The 16,974-nt window shown below is 57.5% G+C and carries 17 protein-coding genes and 1 pseudogene; 12 read left to right on the forward strand and 6 right to left on the reverse strand.

The features are described from left to right. Window positions 1–48 precede the first annotated feature (48 nt). The 7 genes from DEO48_RS02805 to clcB all read left to right on the forward strand — a co-directional run bounded on the left by DEO48_RS02805 (window position 49) and on the right by clcB (window position 6,686). The gene (locus DEO48_RS02805) at window positions 49–672 is read left to right on the forward strand and encodes a glutathione S-transferase family protein (protein WP_109844306.1); all 624 of its coding nucleotides are present in this window, start codon (window positions 49–51) and stop codon (window positions 670–672) included. A gap of 154 nt (window positions 673–826) precedes the next feature. Continuing rightward, complete coding sequence (locus DEO48_RS02810; RefSeq protein WP_109844319.1) at window positions 827–1,564, forward strand: YoaK family protein; 738 nt, start codon at window positions 827–829, stop codon at window positions 1,562–1,564. Between the two features lie 276 nt (window positions 1,565–1,840). Then, the gene (gene osmY, locus DEO48_RS02815; RefSeq protein WP_109844307.1) at window positions 1,841–2,551 is read left to right on the forward strand and encodes an osmoprotectant ABC transporter permease OsmY; all 711 of its coding nucleotides are present in this window, start codon (window positions 1,841–1,843) and stop codon (window positions 2,549–2,551) included. Between the two features lie 18 nt (window positions 2,552–2,569). Beyond that, window positions 2,570–3,469, forward strand: coding sequence for an osmoprotectant ABC transporter substrate-binding protein OsmX (osmX, locus tag DEO48_RS02820; RefSeq protein ID WP_023327329.1), 900 nt, complete (start codon window positions 2,570–2,572; stop codon window positions 3,467–3,469). Between the two features lie 8 nt (window positions 3,470–3,477). Beyond that, the gene (osmW, locus tag DEO48_RS02825; protein WP_023311514.1) at window positions 3,478–4,125 is read left to right on the forward strand and encodes an osmoprotectant ABC transporter permease OsmW; all 648 of its coding nucleotides are present in this window, start codon (window positions 3,478–3,480) and stop codon (window positions 4,123–4,125) included. Next, the gene (gene osmV, locus DEO48_RS02830) at window positions 4,125–5,273 is read left to right on the forward strand and encodes an osmoprotectant ABC transporter ATP-binding protein OsmV (RefSeq protein WP_109844308.1); all 1,149 of its coding nucleotides are present in this window, start codon (window positions 4,125–4,127) and stop codon (window positions 5,271–5,273) included. Before osmW ends, osmV begins: the two co-directional genes overlap by 1 nt. A 102-nt stretch (window positions 5,274–5,375) precedes the next feature. After that, complete coding sequence (clcB, locus tag DEO48_RS02835; protein ID WP_109844309.1) at window positions 5,376–6,686, forward strand: voltage-gated ClC-type chloride channel ClcB; 1,311 nt, start codon at window positions 5,376–5,378, stop codon at window positions 6,684–6,686. Here the strand turns inward: clcB and bioD are convergent. From bioD to DEO48_RS02850, 3 genes are all read right to left on the reverse strand, one after another. Further along, window positions 6,621–7,316: a dethiobiotin synthase gene (bioD, locus tag DEO48_RS02840; protein ID WP_109844310.1), complete on the reverse strand. Its 696-nt coding sequence runs from the start codon at window positions 7,314–7,316 to the stop codon at window positions 6,621–6,623. The two genes, clcB and bioD, sit on opposite strands and share 66 nt — an antisense overlap. Window positions 7,317–7,446: 130 nt before the next feature. Continuing rightward, a complete protein-coding gene (gene mlc, locus DEO48_RS02845) occupies window positions 7,447–8,667 on the reverse strand; it encodes a sugar metabolism global transcriptional regulator Mlc (protein WP_109844311.1) in 1,221 nt (406 codons plus the stop codon). Between the two features lie 94 nt (window positions 8,668–8,761). Beyond that, window positions 8,762–9,694 (reverse strand): LysR family transcriptional regulator, encoded by a 933-nt coding sequence (locus DEO48_RS02850; RefSeq protein WP_109844312.1) that lies wholly within the window; start codon window positions 9,692–9,694, stop codon window positions 8,762–8,764. A gap of 121 nt (window positions 9,695–9,815) precedes the next feature. On the opposite strand from DEO48_RS02850, the gene DEO48_RS02855 reads away from it, so the two are divergent. The 4 genes from DEO48_RS02855 to DEO48_RS02870 all read left to right on the forward strand — a co-directional run bounded on the left by DEO48_RS02855 (window position 9,816) and on the right by DEO48_RS02870 (window position 14,423). Further along, window positions 9,816–11,069 (forward strand): MFS transporter, encoded by a 1,254-nt coding sequence (locus DEO48_RS02855; protein WP_109844313.1) that lies wholly within the window; start codon window positions 9,816–9,818, stop codon window positions 11,067–11,069. 74 nt (window positions 11,070–11,143) lie between these two features. Continuing rightward, the gene (locus DEO48_RS02860) at window positions 11,144–12,628 is read left to right on the forward strand and encodes a carboxypeptidase M32 (protein ID WP_109844314.1); all 1,485 of its coding nucleotides are present in this window, start codon (window positions 11,144–11,146) and stop codon (window positions 12,626–12,628) included. Window positions 12,629–12,856: 228 nt separating this feature from the next. Continuing rightward, complete coding sequence (gene asr / locus DEO48_RS02865) at window positions 12,857–13,321, forward strand: acid resistance repetitive basic protein Asr (RefSeq protein ID WP_109844315.1); 465 nt, start codon at window positions 12,857–12,859, stop codon at window positions 13,319–13,321. A 280-nt stretch (window positions 13,322–13,601) separates the two neighbouring features. After that, entirely contained in the window at window positions 13,602–14,423 is an 822-nt protein-coding gene (locus tag DEO48_RS02870; protein WP_109844316.1) for a serine protease, read from the forward strand. Between the two features lie 38 nt (window positions 14,424–14,461). On the opposite strand, the gene mdtI is transcribed toward DEO48_RS02870, so the two are convergent. Then, window positions 14,462–14,791, reverse strand: coding sequence for a multidrug/spermidine efflux SMR transporter subunit MdtI (mdtI, locus tag DEO48_RS02875; RefSeq protein WP_109844317.1), 330 nt, complete (start codon window positions 14,789–14,791; stop codon window positions 14,462–14,464). Beyond that, a complete protein-coding gene (gene mdtJ / locus DEO48_RS02880; protein ID WP_023311502.1) occupies window positions 14,778–15,140 on the reverse strand; it encodes a multidrug/spermidine efflux SMR transporter subunit MdtJ in 363 nt (120 codons plus the stop codon). Before mdtJ ends, mdtI begins: the two co-directional genes overlap by 14 nt. A 422-nt stretch (window positions 15,141–15,562) precedes the next feature. Here mdtJ and DEO48_RS02885 point away from each other — a divergent pair, with 422 nt between their 5' ends. Beyond that, entirely contained in the window at window positions 15,563–16,597 is a 1,035-nt protein-coding gene (locus DEO48_RS02885; RefSeq protein ID WP_047742060.1) for an AI-2E family transporter, read from the forward strand. 3 nt (window positions 16,598–16,600) lie between these two features. Here the strand turns inward: DEO48_RS02885 and DEO48_RS02890 are convergent. Further along, window positions 16,601–16,974: pseudogene (locus DEO48_RS02890) on the reverse strand (alcohol dehydrogenase); the annotation flags it as partial.

Genomic DNA, 16,974 nt, shown 5'->3' on the forward strand with positions numbered 1-16,974 from the left:
TGGTGTATTGTTTTTAAACGATTCATCACTCTGAAGAGAAGCGGCGACATGATTAACATCCTCGGCAAAACCACCTCCATTAACGTGCGGAAAGTGCTCTGGACCTGCGAAGAAGCGGGCCTTGCGTATCAACAGGAAGATTACGGCAGCGGTTTTGCGTCAACGGAAACGGATGCCTTCCGCGCGCTGAACCCCAACGCCATGGTGCCGGTGCTGATCGATGACGATTTCGTGCTGTGGGAGTCCAACGCCATCTGCCGTTACCTGGCGCGCAAGGCCGGGCGTCACGATCTGCTGCCCGCAGAACCCCAGGCTTGCGCCAACGTTGAGCGCTGGATGGACTGGCAGGCAACCGAATTTAACAACGCCTGGCGCTATGTCTTCCCGGCGCTGGGGCGTAAAAACCCGGACTTTAACGACCCTGAACGGATTGCGGCGGGAATAAAAGAGTGGAACCACTGCATCACCATTCTGGAAAACCAGCTGCAGCACACCGGCGCCTTTGCGGCGGGCGAGACGTTTACCCTTGCGGACGTGGTGCTTGGGCTGTCGGTGAATCGCTGGAAGATGACGCCGTTTAATAAGCCCGACGTGCCGGCGATTGAGGCCTGGTTTGAACGTCTTAACCAGCGCCCGGCGTTTTTGCGTCACGGCAATAACGGCATGATGTAAAGTCTTCACCCCCCATGTTGAGCAAGGATATTTTATTTAATTACTAAACCCTGAAACGTGTCAGAGGGAATAATAATTAAGCCATATCCTGGACAGCTCGTTGCACCGCTTTGCTAGCCTGACTATTCAGGCAAAGCTCAACCTGGAGGTATTCTTGCTGATTAGACTCAAGAAAGAACGAACGCATAAGGAGGATCGCCGGCTTGCTCTCTGGCTGGCGACCTCGGCAGGTTTGCTGAATGCCATCGCCCTCGGTGCATTTGGTTTTTTCCCCTCACATATGACGGGCAACACCTCACAGTTATCCAGCGAAGTCTCCTCCACCGATCTCAGCGATATCATTTTCTTCGGCTCGATTATTCTCTCCTTTGTCGCAGGCGCCATTATTGCGCGCACGATCGTGATATGGGGCATTATCCATAACGTCAGGCTGATTTTTTGCCAGATCCTGTTTGTTGAAGGGATATTGCTGACCGGCGTCTCCTTCTATGAGATGTATTTTCACGCCCTCACCAGCAACCGCGTGATTATTCTTTTTCTGTGCGGCCTGATGGGCATTCACAATTCAACCTCCACGCAGCTTTCCGGCGGACGGGTGAGATCGACTCACATTACCGGCACGCTGACGGACGCGGGGATATCCCTGGCCTCCGTACTGGTGGCGATGCTGCGCAGGGATTACTCCAAAGATACGGCGGCGCAAAAAAGTCAGCTGAAAACCCACTTGACCACCCTTTTCTCGTTTATTACGGGCGGTATCGCGGGGCTGCTGCTGTTCAGATGGATCGGGTTTAACGCCATGCTGGCGCTCGGGTTGATGCTCGCCGTGGTCGCTACCGTTTCAATTATCACCGTCTCGACGCGGGTTCGACGGGTTCGTGCCTCTCTCTGAAGTGAATGTCCGATATTCGGCGTATGAGCCTTTTAGATGTGACACTGTCACATCTAAAAATTCGCTTTAGGACTATTCTGCCTGCCCCTCAATCAGCCCTTACGCCATAAGGCCTTACCCAAGGTTCTCACTGTTTTCATAGGGTTACTGATTTTACCCCTTCGCTGGAACCCTTCCCAAACGCTTGCTATAGGTGAAATACCCCTGCCGAAACATGGCATAACAACAGGCAACCGGTGGTTGCTATAACGCATGCGCACAGGGAGACACACCGCAATGCACCCATTACTCAAACGTTCGCTGCTGTTTGTCAGCGCCATTATCGTGGTCCTCGCCCTCCTCGTCTGGGGGATCGGGATGGAGACGATTAAGGCGCGCCAGGTTGACCTGGTTTATCTCGGGCAACAGCACATGATTCTGGTTTTCTCATCGATGTTTTTTGCCCTGCTGGTGGGTATTCCAGCCGGTATTCTGCTGAGCCGCCCGGCCGCGCGGGGTGTCGCCGAATATGTGATGCAAATCTTTAACGTCGGCAACACGCTGCCGCCGCTGGCCGTTCTGGCGCTGGCGATGGTGGTCATTGGCATTGGCGATACGCCCGCCATCATCGCCCTGTTCCTCGCCTCGCTGCTGCCGATCGTGCGTAACACCTACGCCGGGCTGTGCTCGGTCCCGCCGTCGCTGCTGGAAGCGGCAAACGGCATCGGGATGACCAAATGGCAGCGTCTGCGTCAGGTTGAGCTGCCAGCCGCCTGGCCGGTCATGCTCTCGGGGATCCGCATCGCCACCGCCATTAACGTCGGTACCGCACCGCTGGCGTTCCTGATTGGCGCCAGCAGCTACGGCGAGCTGATATTCCCCGGTATTTACCTGAACGATTTCCCGACCCTGATCATCGGCGCGGCGGCCACCGCCCTGTTCGCCCTGATCCTCGATACCCTGCTGGCGGCGCTGGGTCGCGCGATGAGTCCCCATCTCGCTCGATAACAATAACAAGGAGCTTTTATGAGACTGTTTTCCGGCCTGACGGCGCTGTGTGCCGCGGCGCTGTTCACCAGCCAGGCGATGGCGGCCCCGCTGATTCTGGCGACCAAGAGCTTTACCGAGCAGCACATACTCTCGGCGATGACCGTGCAGTACCTGCAGAAAAAAGGTTTCCAGGTCCAGCCGCAAACCAACATTGCCACGGTGATCTCCCGCAACGCGATGATCAACAAGCAGATTGACATGACCTGGGAGTACACCGGCACGTCCTTGATCATCTTTAACCACATCAACAAGCGCATGTCGCCGCAGGAGTCTTACGAGACGGTGAAACGCCTGGACGCAAAGCACGGTCTGGTCTGGCTCAAGCCCGCCGACATGAACAACACCTACGCTTTCGCCATGCAGCGCAAGCGCGCCGAGGCGGAACACATCAACACCATGTCGGAGATGGTGGCGAAGATTGAGCAGATCCGTAAAACCAACCCGGACAAAAACTGGCTGCTTGGCCTGGACCTGGAATTTGCCGGACGCAGCGACGGCATGAAGCCGCTTCAGGCGGCCTACAAGATGGATCTGGACCGCCCGCAAATCCGCCAGATGGACCCCGGTCTGGTCTATAACGCGGTGCGCGACGGCTTCGTTGACGCCGGCCTGATTTACACCACCGACGGGCGCGTGAAAGGCTTCGACCTCAAGGTGCTGGAAGATGATAAAGGCTTCTTCCCGAGCTACGCGGTGACGCCGGTGGTGCGTAAGGACACGCTGGAGGCCAACCCCGGCCTGGAAGAGGCGCTCAACACCCTCTCGGCGCAGCTCAACAACGACGTTATCACCGAGCTGAACAAGAAGGTGGATATCGACCATCAGTCACCGCAGCAGGTCGCCCGCGATTTCCTGCGTAGCAAACAGCTGCTGTAGGAGGCGCTATGGAGACGATTCACTACATTCTGGACAACTGGGATTACCTCTTAACCCTCACCCTTCAGCACCTGTGGCTGGTGGCGCTGGCCGTAGGTTTAGCCATCATCATCGGCGTACCGCTGGGCATTCTGATTGTCCGCCACAGGTGGCTGGCAACGCCGGTGCTGGGGATAGCCACCATCGTGCTGACCATTCCGTCCATCGCCCTGTTTGGGCTGATGATCCCGCTGTTTTCGCTGATCGGTCAGGGAATTGGCGCCCTGCCCGCGATTACGGCGGTGTTTCTCTACTCGCTGCTGCCGATTGTGCGTAATACCCATACGGCGCTCGACAGCCTGCCGCCGGGCCTGCGCGAAGCCGGACGCGGCATCGGCATGACCTTCTGGCAGCGGCTGCGCTGGGTCGAGATCCCGATGGCGCTGCCGGTGATTTTCGGCGGGATCCGCACCGCCGTGGTGATGAATATCGGCGTGATGGCGATTGCCGCGGTGATCGGCGCGGGTGGTCTGGGCCTGCTGCTGCTCAACGGCATCGGCGGAAGCGATATTCGCATGTTGATTGCGGGCGCGCTGATGATTTGTCTTTTAGCGATTGTGCTCGACTGGCTGCTGCATCGTCTGCAGGTGGTTCTGACTCCAAAGGGGATTCGATAATGATAAAACTGGAAAACCTCACCAAACAATTTTCACAGAAGCACGGCCAGACCTTTAAGGCCGTCGACAACGTTAACCTGACCGTACCCGAAGGGGAAATGTGCGTCCTGCTCGGCCCATCCGGCTGCGGGAAGACCACAACCCTGAAGATGATTAACCGCCTCATTACTCCAAGCAGCGGGACAATCCTGATCAACGGCGAAGACACCAGCGGGATGGACACCGTCACCCTGCGCCGCAACATTGGCTACGTGATCCAGCAGATTGGCCTGTTCCCGAACATGACCATCGAAGAGAACATCACCGTCGTGCCGCGCATGCTGGGCTGGGAGAAAGCGCGCTGTAAAAGCCGCGCCGAAGAGCTGATGGATATGGTGGCGATGGATCCGCATAAGTTCCTCAACCGCTACCCGCGCGAGATGTCCGGGGGCCAGCAGCAGCGTATCGGCGTGATCCGCGCCCTGGCGGCGGATCCTCCGGTACTCCTGATGGATGAACCCTTCGGCGCGGTGGACCCGATCAACCGCGAGGTGATCCAGAACCAGTTCCTGGAGATGCAGCGCAAGCTGAAAAAAACCGTCATGCTGGTGAGCCACGATATCGACGAAGCCCTGAAGCTCGGCGACCGTATTGCGGTGTTCCGTCAGGGGAAAATCGTGCAGTGCGCCAGCCCGGATGAACTGCTGGCGAAACCGGCGAACGAGTTTGTCGGCTCGTTTGTCGGTCAGGACCGTACCCTGAAGCGTCTGCTGCTGGTATCGGCGGGCGACGTCACCGACCAGCAGCCGACCATTACGGTGCGGGGCTCTACTTCGCTTCCCGAAGCCTTTGCGACCATGGATGATAATGACATTCGGGCCGTTACGGTGGTTGACGAGCACGGCAAACCGCTTGGCTTTGTGAAGCGTCGCGAAGCGCGTAACGCCAGCGGTACCTGCGCCGACATCCTGCATCCGTTCCGCATGACCGGCAAGGCGGAAGACAACCTGCGCGTGGTGCTTTCACGTCTGTATGAGAGTAATACCAGCTGGATGCCGATCGTGGATGAGGACGGTCGCTACAACGGCGAGATTTCGCAGGACTATATTGCCGAGTACCTGAGCTCCGGGCGCACGCGTCGGGCGCTGAATATTCATAGCGACAGCTAACCTTTCTGGCCGGGCATCGCCCGGCCTATTCGCACGCAGACCTTTTGCTAACCCCGCGATTTCCCGCCACAATATCGTATCGTCCCCGTTAAAACGCGACCCATGCAACGTCTTCATACCTACCCCGACATCCGCGCGATGTTTCGTCGCCTGCTGATTGCCACCGTCACCGGCGTGCTGGCCGCGCTGGCCGTTGCGGTATTCCGCCACAGCATGTACCTGCTGGAGTGGCTGCTTCTCAGCAACGACAGCGGCAGCCTGGTGAATGCAGCCGCGTCGCTCTCGCCCTGGCGACGCGCATTGACGCCCGCACTGGGCGGGCTGGCCGCCGGGCTGCTGCTCTGGGGTTGGCAGCGTCTGACCGCGCAGCGGCCTCATGCCCCCACCGATTACATGGAAGCGCTGGAGACAGGAGACGGCCAGTTTGACTTCGGCGCCAGCCTTGTGAAATCCCTTGCGTCGCTGCTGGTCGTTGCCAGCGGAAGCGCCATCGGGCGTGAAGGGGCGATGATCTTGCTTGCCGCCCTCGCCGCCTCCCTATTCGCCCAGCGCTTTACGCCCAAATCCGAATGGAAATTATGGATAGCCTGCGGTGCCGCCGCCGGGATGGCCAGCGCCTATCACGCCCCCCTTGCCGGAAGCCTGTTCATCGCGGAAATTCTGTTTGGCACGCTGATGCTGGCCTCGCTCGGCCCCGTGGTTATCGCGGCGGTGGTGGCGCTTCTCACCACTCAGTTCCTGGCACCGGGCGCGGGTACGCTTTACGCGGTCCATCTGAGCGGCATCCTCACCGCGGCCGATTATGCTCTTCTCGTCGCGATGGGCCTGCTGGCGGGCCTTTGCGGACCGCTGCTGATGTGGCTGATGGACTTCAGCCACGGGCTTTTCCTGCGTCTCAAGCTTTCACCGCCGTGGCAGCTGGCGCTGGGCGGTGCGATCGTCGGGCTGCTGTCTCTCCTCACGCCGAAGGTGTGGGGGAATGGCTACAGCGTGGTTCAGGCTTTTCTGCTCGCGCCGCCGCTGCTGTCGGTGATTGCCGGGGTGTTCATCTGTAAGCTGCTGGCGGTACTGGCGAGCAGTGGATCGGGCGCGCCGGGCGGGGTGTTTACGCCCACGCTGTTTGTCGGGATGGCAACAGGGATGCTGTTCGCACAGCTGTTCGCGCTGTGGCTACCGGGTTCTGAGACGGCGATTTTGCTGGGTCTGGCGGGGATGGCAACGCTACTTGCCGCGACCACGCACGCGCCCATTATGTCGGCGCTGATGGTTTGTGAAATGACCGGGCAGTATTTTTTACTGCCCGGCCTGCTGGTCGCCTGCGTGGTGGCGTCCGTGCTGTCGCGGACGTTACGCCACGACTCGGTCTACGGTCAACACGCCACCGAGGGCAGAGAGATCGATGTACTGCGCTAGCTCGCGCTGCTCGGCGCGCGGCAGGTAAGGCAGTTCACCCACCAGCGGTCCGGGCAGTTTTTTGCTCAGCACGTCGATGATCTCCGCGTAGTGCGCCAGGCCCGGATTGATGCGGTTTGCTACCCAGCCTATCAGCGGCAGGCCGTCATTGGCGATCGCCTGCGCCGTCAGCAGCGCGTGGTTGATGCACCCTTCCTGGATACCCACCACCATCACCACCGGAAGCTGCTCCTGCACAACCCATTCAGAAAGCGGGCGCAGGTCGTTCATCAGGCTGCGCCAGCCGCCTGTCCCTTCCACCACCACGTGGTCCACCTTTTCGCTCAGGTTCGCCAGGCCGTCGGACAACAGGGGATAATTAATGAGGCCGCTGTGCGCTACGCTGCTCTCCTCTTCGCTTAACGCAATGGGATTAACCGCGTGATAAGGCAGTTCCAGCGACGAGACGCTTAGCAGCACCAGGGCGTCTTTATTACGCAATCCCTCTGGCGTCTCTTTACTGCCTTTTGCGACCGGTTTGTACCCTGCCACGCGTTTACCGCTTGCTGCCAGCGCCTGCAGCAATGCGCGGGATACGACGGTCTTGCCGACAGAGGTATCTGTACCAGTAACAAAGAAACGCTTAAGCATGACTCACTCCACCTCTTGGGTATGCTTCGAAAATATAAACCAGGTAAATAATTCAGTGGAGGAAGTCTACGGGATGCATGCGCTACCCGGCTTGAGATAGCGCAATTTTTCTTACATCAGCGGAAAAGAGTTAACCCTGTAACAGGCGGATCAACAGCGAGCCGTTATACATGGCATCTTTGACCAGCGCCGCGCCGGCTATGGTTCCCTGGTTGGAAAACTGTGTGCTTTCTACCGCAATATTTTTGCTGTAGGCGGGAAGCGACTGCTGATGGATACAGGCCGAGATTGCCGGGAAGAGGATCTCCGCCGCCTGGCTCAGCGGTGAGCCAATAAGGATTTTTTGTGGATTGAAGAGGTTCACCATAATGGCCAGAATGCGGCCAACGTTATTACCCACGCCGGTAATAATATCCTTCGCCAGCAGATCGCCCTGGCGCGCGGCGGCGCAGAGGGAATCCACCGTTAAGGGTTGTCCGTGCAGCGAGGAGCTCATGGACTGACTGAGCCTGACCTGCGCCAGCTCAAGCACGCTTTCCACGCTGGCAATGGTCTCCAGACAGCCGTGGTTCCCGCAGTAGCAGCGCTTGCCGTACGGATCGACCTGGGTGTGGCCAATTTCCACCAGGCTACTGCTCCCGGCGTGGAGAAGACGTCCGTCGGTAATCACGCCCGCCCCAACGTTATGGTCGATGACCACCTGAATCACATCCCGCGCGCCGCGCGACGCGCCAAACAGCGCCTCCGCCATCGTCCAGGCGCTGATGTCATGCTGAATATAGACCGGCACGCCGGTATGATTTTTCAGCACCTCACCCAGCGGCATCTCTTTAACATCGTCGTAAAACGGCATGCGGTGAACAATACCATTTTCGGTATCAATAATTCCCGGCATGGTGATGGCAATCGCCGTTAAGCGTTCAAGCCGCTGCTGATGGCGGATAAAGAAGTGATCGATATGCGAGACAATCGCGTCGAGGAGCGGTTCCTCCGCGTTGAGCGGCAGTTCAAGCCGGTCTTCCACCACCAGCTTGCTGCTCAGGTCGCGCAGCGCAAGGAAGATCTCCCCCCGGCTGATGCGCAGTGACAGGTAGTGCCAGGCTTCCGTTTCAACCACCAGCCCGACTGCCGGACGGCCACGGCTGCCCGGCTCCTGAATTTCCGTCTCCTGAACCAGGTGCGCTTCCAGCATCTCGCGGACAATCTTGGTGATACTGGCAGGTGCCAGTTGTGCCAGGCGCGAAAGATCGATACGCGAAACCGGACCAAGCTGATCAATCAGGCGATACACCGCGCCAGCGTTGGTCTGCTTAATCTGATCGATATGCCCTGGCTGACTATCAGCAACCACCTCGTACTCCCTTATTTTCGAGCTTCGAAATAAACTGTTTGCTATGGTGAAGCACTTCCATGGCCGTCGTCAAATATTTACTTAGCCATGTGATTTACCGCACATTTTTACCCTCTTTTCCGTGAAAATGCCGCCCGGCAGAGGCGCTCATTAGCTGCTGTTTGAAGCGCTGTGCGGCATGGCTCTGTTCACGATGTTTTGACCACACCAGCCACATTTCGGAAACGGCATCCTCTTCGGCAATGGTCACCCAGCGCATTTCGCGCAGCTGCACCCGCTTAAAGGAGGCCGGAAGAATAGACACGCCCAGACCGGCCGCGACCAGGCCGATAATAGTCATCGCTTCCCCTACCTCCTGAGTGATGACCGGGGCAAGATCGTAGCGGCGCATCAGTCCCAGGATATCGTCATACAGACCCGTTCCGACCTGCGGGTCAAAAAAGACAAAGGGCTCTTTTACCAGCTCTGCCAGCGAAACCGACGGACGCGACGCCAGCGGGTGATCGTGCGGGATCATAGCCATTAGAGGCTCGCGCAGGATCACCTCCCACGCCAGCGTGTCCGGCAGCTGGGTGTTACGCATCAGCCCCAGATCCAGCGCCCCCTCATTCAGCGGGGCAATCTGCTCGCGGGTGTTGATTTCGCGCGTCTGAATGTGAACATCCGGAAAGTGGCGACGGAATGACGAAAGGGTCTCCGAGACGGCGCTGATGAACGGCGCGGAAGAGGTAAACCCGATTCGTAACTCTCCGGCTTCTCCGAGATAGAGCCGTTCTGCACGGGCGGCGGCGTCATCGACCATGCTCAGGATTTGTCGGCTGTCGATCAGGAACTGCTTACCCGCCGCCGTCAGGCTCACGCTTCGGTTGGTGCGGGCCAGAAGGCGCGCTCCGACCTGCTGTTCCAGGATCTGAATCTGCTGGCTTAACGGTGGCTGAGAGATATTCAGCCGTGCCGCCGCGCGGCCAAAATGCAGCTCCTCGGCGACGGCGACAAAGTAGCGAAGATGACGCAGCTCGATATTCATATTTTTAAAGTATCATTTGAGATTATTAATATATTAGACAGAATATTTACATTTTCCTACCCTGAACAGGTGGTCATACCCGTCACCAGAAATCACGGGGATGTTTAAGCAAGGAAACAGTGTGAGCCGTACAACGACTATTGATATCGATCCGGCAAGAGATATCAATGATTTACCCGCAGCACCGCAGCCGGTCCAGTTCATTAAACGTGGTACCCCCCAATTTATGCGCGTCACGCTGGCGCTCTTTTCCGCCGGTCTGGCCACCTTCGCCCTGCTCTATTGCGTTCAGCCGATCCTGCCCGTCCTCTCGCATGAATTTGGCGTATCGCCTGCCAGCAGCAGCGTTTCACTCTCTATTTCTACCGGCATGCTGGCGATTGGCCTGCTCTTTACCGGGCCGCTGTCCGACGCCATTGGCCGTAAACAGGTGATGGTGACCGCGCTGATGCTGGCCTCAGTCTGTACGTTACTCTCGACCATGATGACCAGCTGGCACGGTATTCTGGTGATGCGCGCGCTGATTGGGCTCTCGCTCAGCGGCGTGGCGGCGGTCGGGATGACTTACCTCAGCGAGGAGATCCACCCGAGCTTTGTTGCCTTCTCTATGGGGCTTTACATCAGCGGGAACTCGATTGGCGGGATGAGCGGACGCCTGCTGAGCGGGGTCTTTACGGACTTCTTTAGCTGGCGTATTGCGCTGGCGGTCATCGGGTGTTTTGCGCTGGCATCGGCCCTGATGTTCTGGAAAATCCTGCCAGAATCGCGCCATTTCCGCCCGACCTCTTTGCGCCCAAAAACGCTGTTTATCAACTTCCGCCTGCACTGGCGCGACAAAGGTTTGCCGCGCCTGTTTCTGATGGGATTCCTGCTGATGGGCGCCTTCGTCACGCTGTTCAACTATATAGGCTACCGCCTGATGCTCTCCCCGTGGCATCTGAATCAGGCCGTTGTCGGTTTGCTTTCTGTGGCCTATCTCACCGGCACATGGAGCTCGCCGAAGGCCGGGGCGATGACCGCACGCTATGGACGCGGGCCGGTGCTGCTGGTATTCACGGGCGTGATGTTACTCGGCCTGCTGCTGACTCTCTTTTCCTCGCTGTGGTTCATCTTTGCCGGAATGCTGCTTTTCTCCGCCGGGTTCTTCGCCGCCCACTCGGTCGCCAGCAGTTGGATTGGCCCGCGCGCGCGTCGCGCCAAAGGTCAGGCATCGTCTCTTTATCTGTTTAGCTATTACCTGGGGTCCAGCATCGCCGGGACCCTCGGCGGCGTGTTCTGGCATAACTACGGCTGGAACGGCGTAGGCGGGTTTATCGCGCTGATGCTATGCGCGGCGCTGCTGGTGGGCACCAGTTTGCATAAACGTCTGCATTAACATTCCAGCGCCTTCGTGTTTAAATCAAGCCGATGCTAATTTTTGTCATCGGCTGATTCAGACACGAGGACTTCATGAAAAACAATAACTACCAACAACTCACCCGCACCTTCCAGCGCCTCTCCCGCTTCTCGCACCTTACCTCCATCGCCAGCTGGGACATGTTCACCATGATGCCGCCGGGCGGCAGCGCCGCGCGCGGCGAGGCGCTGGCGGAGATGAGCGTCCTGCAGCACCAGATCCTGACCGATAAAAAAGTCGGCGACCTGTTAGCGGCGGCGGCAGGAGAAGATCTGAATGACGTCGAGCAGGCCAACCTGCGCGAAATGACGCGCCACTACCAGCAGGCGACCCTGCTGCCCGAATCGCTGGTGGAAGCCAAATCGCTGGCGGGCAGTAAATGTGAACACGCCTGGCGTACCCAGCGTCCCGCCAACGACTGGAAAGGCTTTTCCGCCAATCTGAAAGAGGTGGTCAAACTCAGCCGCGAAGAGGCTCGCCTGCGGGCGGAAGCCAAAGGCTGTACGCCTTACGACGCGCTGCTGGACATTTTTGAACCCGATATGACCAGCGCGCGTCTGGACGTTCTGTTCGGCGATATGAAGTCCTGGCTACCGGACCTGCTGGCAAACGTGGTGGAAAAACAGGCTCAACGGTCGTTTATTCCTCCGCAAGGCCCCTTCCCGACGGCCACACAGCGTGAGCTGGGCCTGGAAGCCATGAAGATGCTCGGCTTCGATTTTAACGGCGGTCGCCTGGACGTGAGCGCGCACCCGTTCTGCGGCGGCGTCCCGGAGGACGTGCGCATCACCACGCGCTATGACGAAGATGAGCTGCTCAGCGCGCTGTTTGGCGTGATCCACGAAACCGGACACGCCCGCTACGAACAAAACCTGCCGCGCGCGTGGGCAGGACAGCCGATTGCGCTGGCACGCTCAACCGCGATCCATGAGTCACAGAGCCTGTTCTTTGAAATGCAGCTGGGGCGCAGTGAAGCCTTCCTCAGGCATCTCCTCCCTGCGGTACACGCCCGCTTTGGCAGCCAGGCGGCGTTTAGCGAAGAGAATTTTATTGCCTGGAACCAGCGCGTCAAACCTGGCTATATCCGCGTCGATGCGGACGAAGTGAGCTACCCGGCACACGTGGTGTTGCGCTATGAGATTGAGCGTGCGCTGATCAACGGCGAGATAGAGGTGGACGATATTCCCGCCCTGTGGGATGAGAAAATGCAGGCCTGGCTCGGGTTATCCACCAAAGATAACTACCGCAACGGCTGTATGCAGGACATCCACTGGACCGACGGCGGTTTTGGATACTTCCCGTCATACACGCTTGGCGCCATGTACGCCGCGCAGCTGTTCCATGCCGCCAGAACCGCACTGCCGGGTCTGCAGGCCTCCATCGCTGAGGGCGATTTTTCCGCACTCTTTGAGTGGCTGCGTCAGAACATCTGGCAGCACGGCAGCCGCTTCAGCACGTCGCAATTAATCACCCAGGCGACGGGTGAAGATCTGAATATCCGTTACTTCCGCGAACATCTGACCTCGCGCTATTTGTAATCTGTTTGGCTGGGGGTGAGGGACCTCAGGTAAAGAAGCCGTATATTCCCCCTCACCCCACCCCTCTCCCTCAAGGGAGAGGGGGTCGTCCGTGCAGAACCCCGGTAATGTACATACGGTTACACGCCGATACCAATCACTCACGGAAACCTCGAATTTACAGGGATATAGTTATTTCAACGGCCCCGCAGTGGGGTTAAATGAAAAACCAAATTCGAGGGTATGAGAATGAATAAAGTATTAGCTCTGGTTGTTGCCGCTGCTATGGGTCTGTCTTCTGCTGCATTTGCTGCTGACACTACCGCAACTGCTGCACCGGCTGCCGCGCCTGCTGCAACCACCACCGCTGCGCCAGCAAAAGCGGTTCACCATAAGAAACACCACAAAACTGCAGCGAAAAAAGAAGCCGCTGCACCAGCAACCGCAGCACCAACCGAGCAGAAAGCTCAGGCTGCCAAAAAGCACCACAAAAAAGCCGCTAAACCAGCTGTAGAGCAGAAAGCACAGGCTGCTAAAAAGCACCACAAAAAAGCAACCAAACCGGCTGTAGAACAGAAAGCGCAGGCTGCTAAAAAGCACCACAAAAAAGCAACCAAACCAGCTGTAGAACAGAAAGCTCAGGCTGCTAAAAAGCATCACAAAAAAGCAGTAAAACACGAAGCTGCTAAACCAGCTGCACAGCCAGCTGCGTAAGAGTACAAGCTTAACCGTGCCCTTCGGGGCACGTTGGTAAACCGGCGCTGAACCGGAACAGGTTCCGCGCCGTTTTTTTATTTCCGGAGGGCGTATGCTGCGACGCTATCGGTTTGAGCTGATTCTGATCCTGCTTATTTTATGCGCGCTCATCGCCAGCCATTTTTATCTTTCCTGATTGTAGCACGCTGATTTTACTCCCACTTTAGCGCTGTCCCGTCTATAGTATTTTCATAGGGTTCACTTTTAATAATCATAATTACCCCCACCAGAGTGTGATATGCGTAAATCTGTTGTGTTGTTACTGGGAACGTTTGGTCTTTTTTCTGGATTCTCACATGCGGATGATGGCGGTGATGACACCATTAGCCCGAAAGAGCTGAAGACGCTTTTTTTTGGTCATGACGATCGTACGCGCGTCGCCGATCCCACCCAGGCCCCCTGGGATGCTATAGGCCAGCTGGAAACCGCCAGCGGTAACTTATGTACTGCGACGCTGATCACCCCGCAGCTTGCCCTGACGGCAGGCCACTGCCTGTTAACTCCGCCAAACGGCAAGCCGGATAAAGCGGTTGCCTTGCGGTTTGTGTCGCAAAAAGGGACCTGGCGCTATGAAATCCACGGCATTGAGGGACGGGTTGATCCGTCTCTCGGCAAACGCCTGAAGCCGGATGGCGACGGCTGGATAGTGCCACCGGCGGCCGCCTCGTGGGATTTTGGCCTGATCCTTTTACGCTACCCGCCTTCGGGCATTACGCCGCTGCCGTTATTTGACGGCGACAAGGCCGCCCTCACCGCCGCGCTGAAAGCCGCCGACCGAAAGGTGACGCAGTCAGGCTATCCTGTCGATCATCTGGATACGCTCTATACGCACACAGACTGTATTGTGACGGGCTGGGCGCAAACCAGCGTACTCTCGCATCAGTGCGATACGTTGCCGGGTGACAGTGGTTCACCGCTGATGCTGAAAACAGACAAGGGCTGGCAGTTGATTGGTGTCCAGAGCTCTGCCCCGGCGGCAAAAGACCGATGGCGCGCCGACAACCGCGCCTTGTCCGTTACCGGTTTCCGCGACCAGCTGGAAGCGCTGGCTACACAGTAAGCCAGCGCGGAGGCCTGAAGCTAAGGATCGCAACGTTATCAGGCGAGTTTTATCATGATCATGCCGGCAAGCAGCAAGATGAGCCCCATCCAGCCCTTGTTGTTTAAGCGCTGGCCGAAGAGCACCCAGCCTGCGGCCAGCGTGGCGGCGATACCAAAACCGCCCCACAGCGCATAGGCCACCGACAGATCGATCCCTTTTACCGCCTGGGACAGGGCGCTGAACGCCCCCAGAACCGCGGTAATCGACATCAGGCCGTACAGTTTACGGCGAAAACCATCCGAGAATTTCAGCAGAACGTTCGCCAGGATCTCCAGCACGATGGCGAGCCCCAGCCAGGCCGCATGAACCCACTCAAACTGTTGCATGGTTCTGCTCCTTCTGCTGTTTGCCAGGCTTACGGGTACCCGATTTAATCAGCACAATACCCGCGACCAGCGTCGTTAATCCGGCGACCTTCATTGTTGTTAATGTTTCGTCAAATATCAGCACGCTGAAGAGCGTAATCAACAAAATACCGATCCCTTCCCACAGTGCATACGCGACGCCCAGCGCAATTTTTTTCACCGCAAACGAGAGGAAAATATAAGAAAGCGAAATCATCACCAGCATCAAAATAAAACCGGTGTTGCCATCGCTGACACTTGCCCATTTCATAGACAGCGTGCCGGTAATTTCAGCGACGATAGCCAGCGCTAATAGGATCCAGTAAAACATGTTTTTCTCCTGCTTGAGAATATAATCCATCGTGGCCCGCTGCGTGCAGCAAACCCAAAAAAAACGAATTGAAATCAGATAGCTAAGCGCTTAGCGCCAGCTCAGGCAGAAGAAATGACTATAGTGCGGTGCGCCAGTGTTGCTCACCAGAAAGCAGGCAGAAGGAGGTGGAGTAGACAGCGGTATTGTTTGAAGAGTACGTCCTGAACATATTGTCCATAAAATTACAATTATCCGCGTTGTTGCTTCTCGTCTTTGCGGATGAAAATTGTCCTCGGTAGTTAAACACACCAGATTTGTACCATAAGCCAGGATTTTACTCAAAGTCTTTGCAATTCTTTACCCATACCGTTTGATTTTGGTTAGTTTATTGCAACGCCTTTCACCTTTATTATAAATATAAAGAAAAATTCGGAGTCACCATGGCTAAACCCATTATTACCCTGAACGGGTTAAAAATTGTCATCATGCTGGGCATGCTGGTGATCATACTGACAGGCGTTCGTTTTGCCGCCGACATTATTGTGCCCTTTATTCTGGCCCTGTTTATCGCTGTGATCCTTAACCCGCTGGTACAGCGCATGACGCGCCTGCGCATCCCGCGCGTGCTGGCGATAACGCTGCTTATCAGCATCATCATTGTGGCGATGGTCTTGCTGGTGGCGTATCTGGGGACCTCGCTCAATGAGCTGGCGCGAACGCTGCCGAAATACCGTTCTTCGTTGGCGATACCGCTGCTGCAGCTGGAACCCTGGCTGCAGCGCGCGGGTATCGAAGTCTCGGTTGAGGAGCTCCTGAAATATATCGACCCCAACGCGGCCATGACGATCGTCACCAGCCTGCTGGCGCAGCTTTCCAATGCCATGACCTCCATTTTCCTGCTGTTTTTAACGGTGGTGTTCATGCTGCTGGAGGTGCCGCAGCTGCCGGCAAAGCTGCAGCAGATGATGGTCCGTCCGGTTGAGGGTATGGGTGCGATTCAACGCGCGCTGGACAGTGTATCCCGCTATCTGGTGCTGAAAACGGCGATTAGCCTGGTCACGGGAGGTGTCGTCTGGGCGATGCTTCTGGCGCTGGACGTTCGCTTTGCCTTTGTCTGGGGGTTACTGGCGTTTGCGCTTAACTACATTCCCAACATCGGCTCCGTGCTGGCGGCGATCCCCCCTATCCTTCAGGTGCTGGTTTTCAGCGGGCTTTATGACGCGTTGATCCTGCTGGCAGGATACCTGGTCATCAACCTGGTGTTCGGTAACATTCTTGAGCCACGCATGATGGGGCGAGGGCTGGGACTCTCCACGCTGGTGGTCTTTTTATCCCTGATTTTCTGGGGCTGGCTGCTCGGGCCCGTTGGGATGCTGCTCTCCGTCCCGCTGACCATTATCGTTAAGATTGGCCTGGAACAGACGGCGGGCGGGCAAACCATCGCCGTGCTGCTGAGCGATATGAGCCATAAATAGCGGTCAGTCCTCCATCGACAGGAGGGGCTTGCGGGTCCTTCCCCCTTCGCGATACGTACCGATCGCCCTCCGCCATTCCGCCAGCGGATACACCGTGACGTCGCTGTACCCGCTGGCGGGCAAATTAAGCCAGATGCGGTCAAACTCCGCGCGCCACGCCTCAGCGCCGAGCGCATCCAGACCGTTTCGGATGTGGAACCACGCCACGCGCGGCGCGGGCCGTTGCTGTCTGAACGTTTGCCCGGAGAGCAGCCCGTAGCAGACAAACATGCCCTGCTCGGGCATCGCGCTGAGGATCGCTTCCGCCAGCGGCCCGCCGGTGGCATCGTAGACAACGTCGGTATGCGCGGCGACGGCGCCAATCCGCTGCGCGTCAT

It is taken from the genome of Enterobacter sp. CGMCC 5087 (assembly GCF_003144775.1).
GTDB classification, from domain to species: Bacteria; Pseudomonadota; Gammaproteobacteria; order Enterobacterales; family Enterobacteriaceae; genus Enterobacter; species Enterobacter cloacae_M.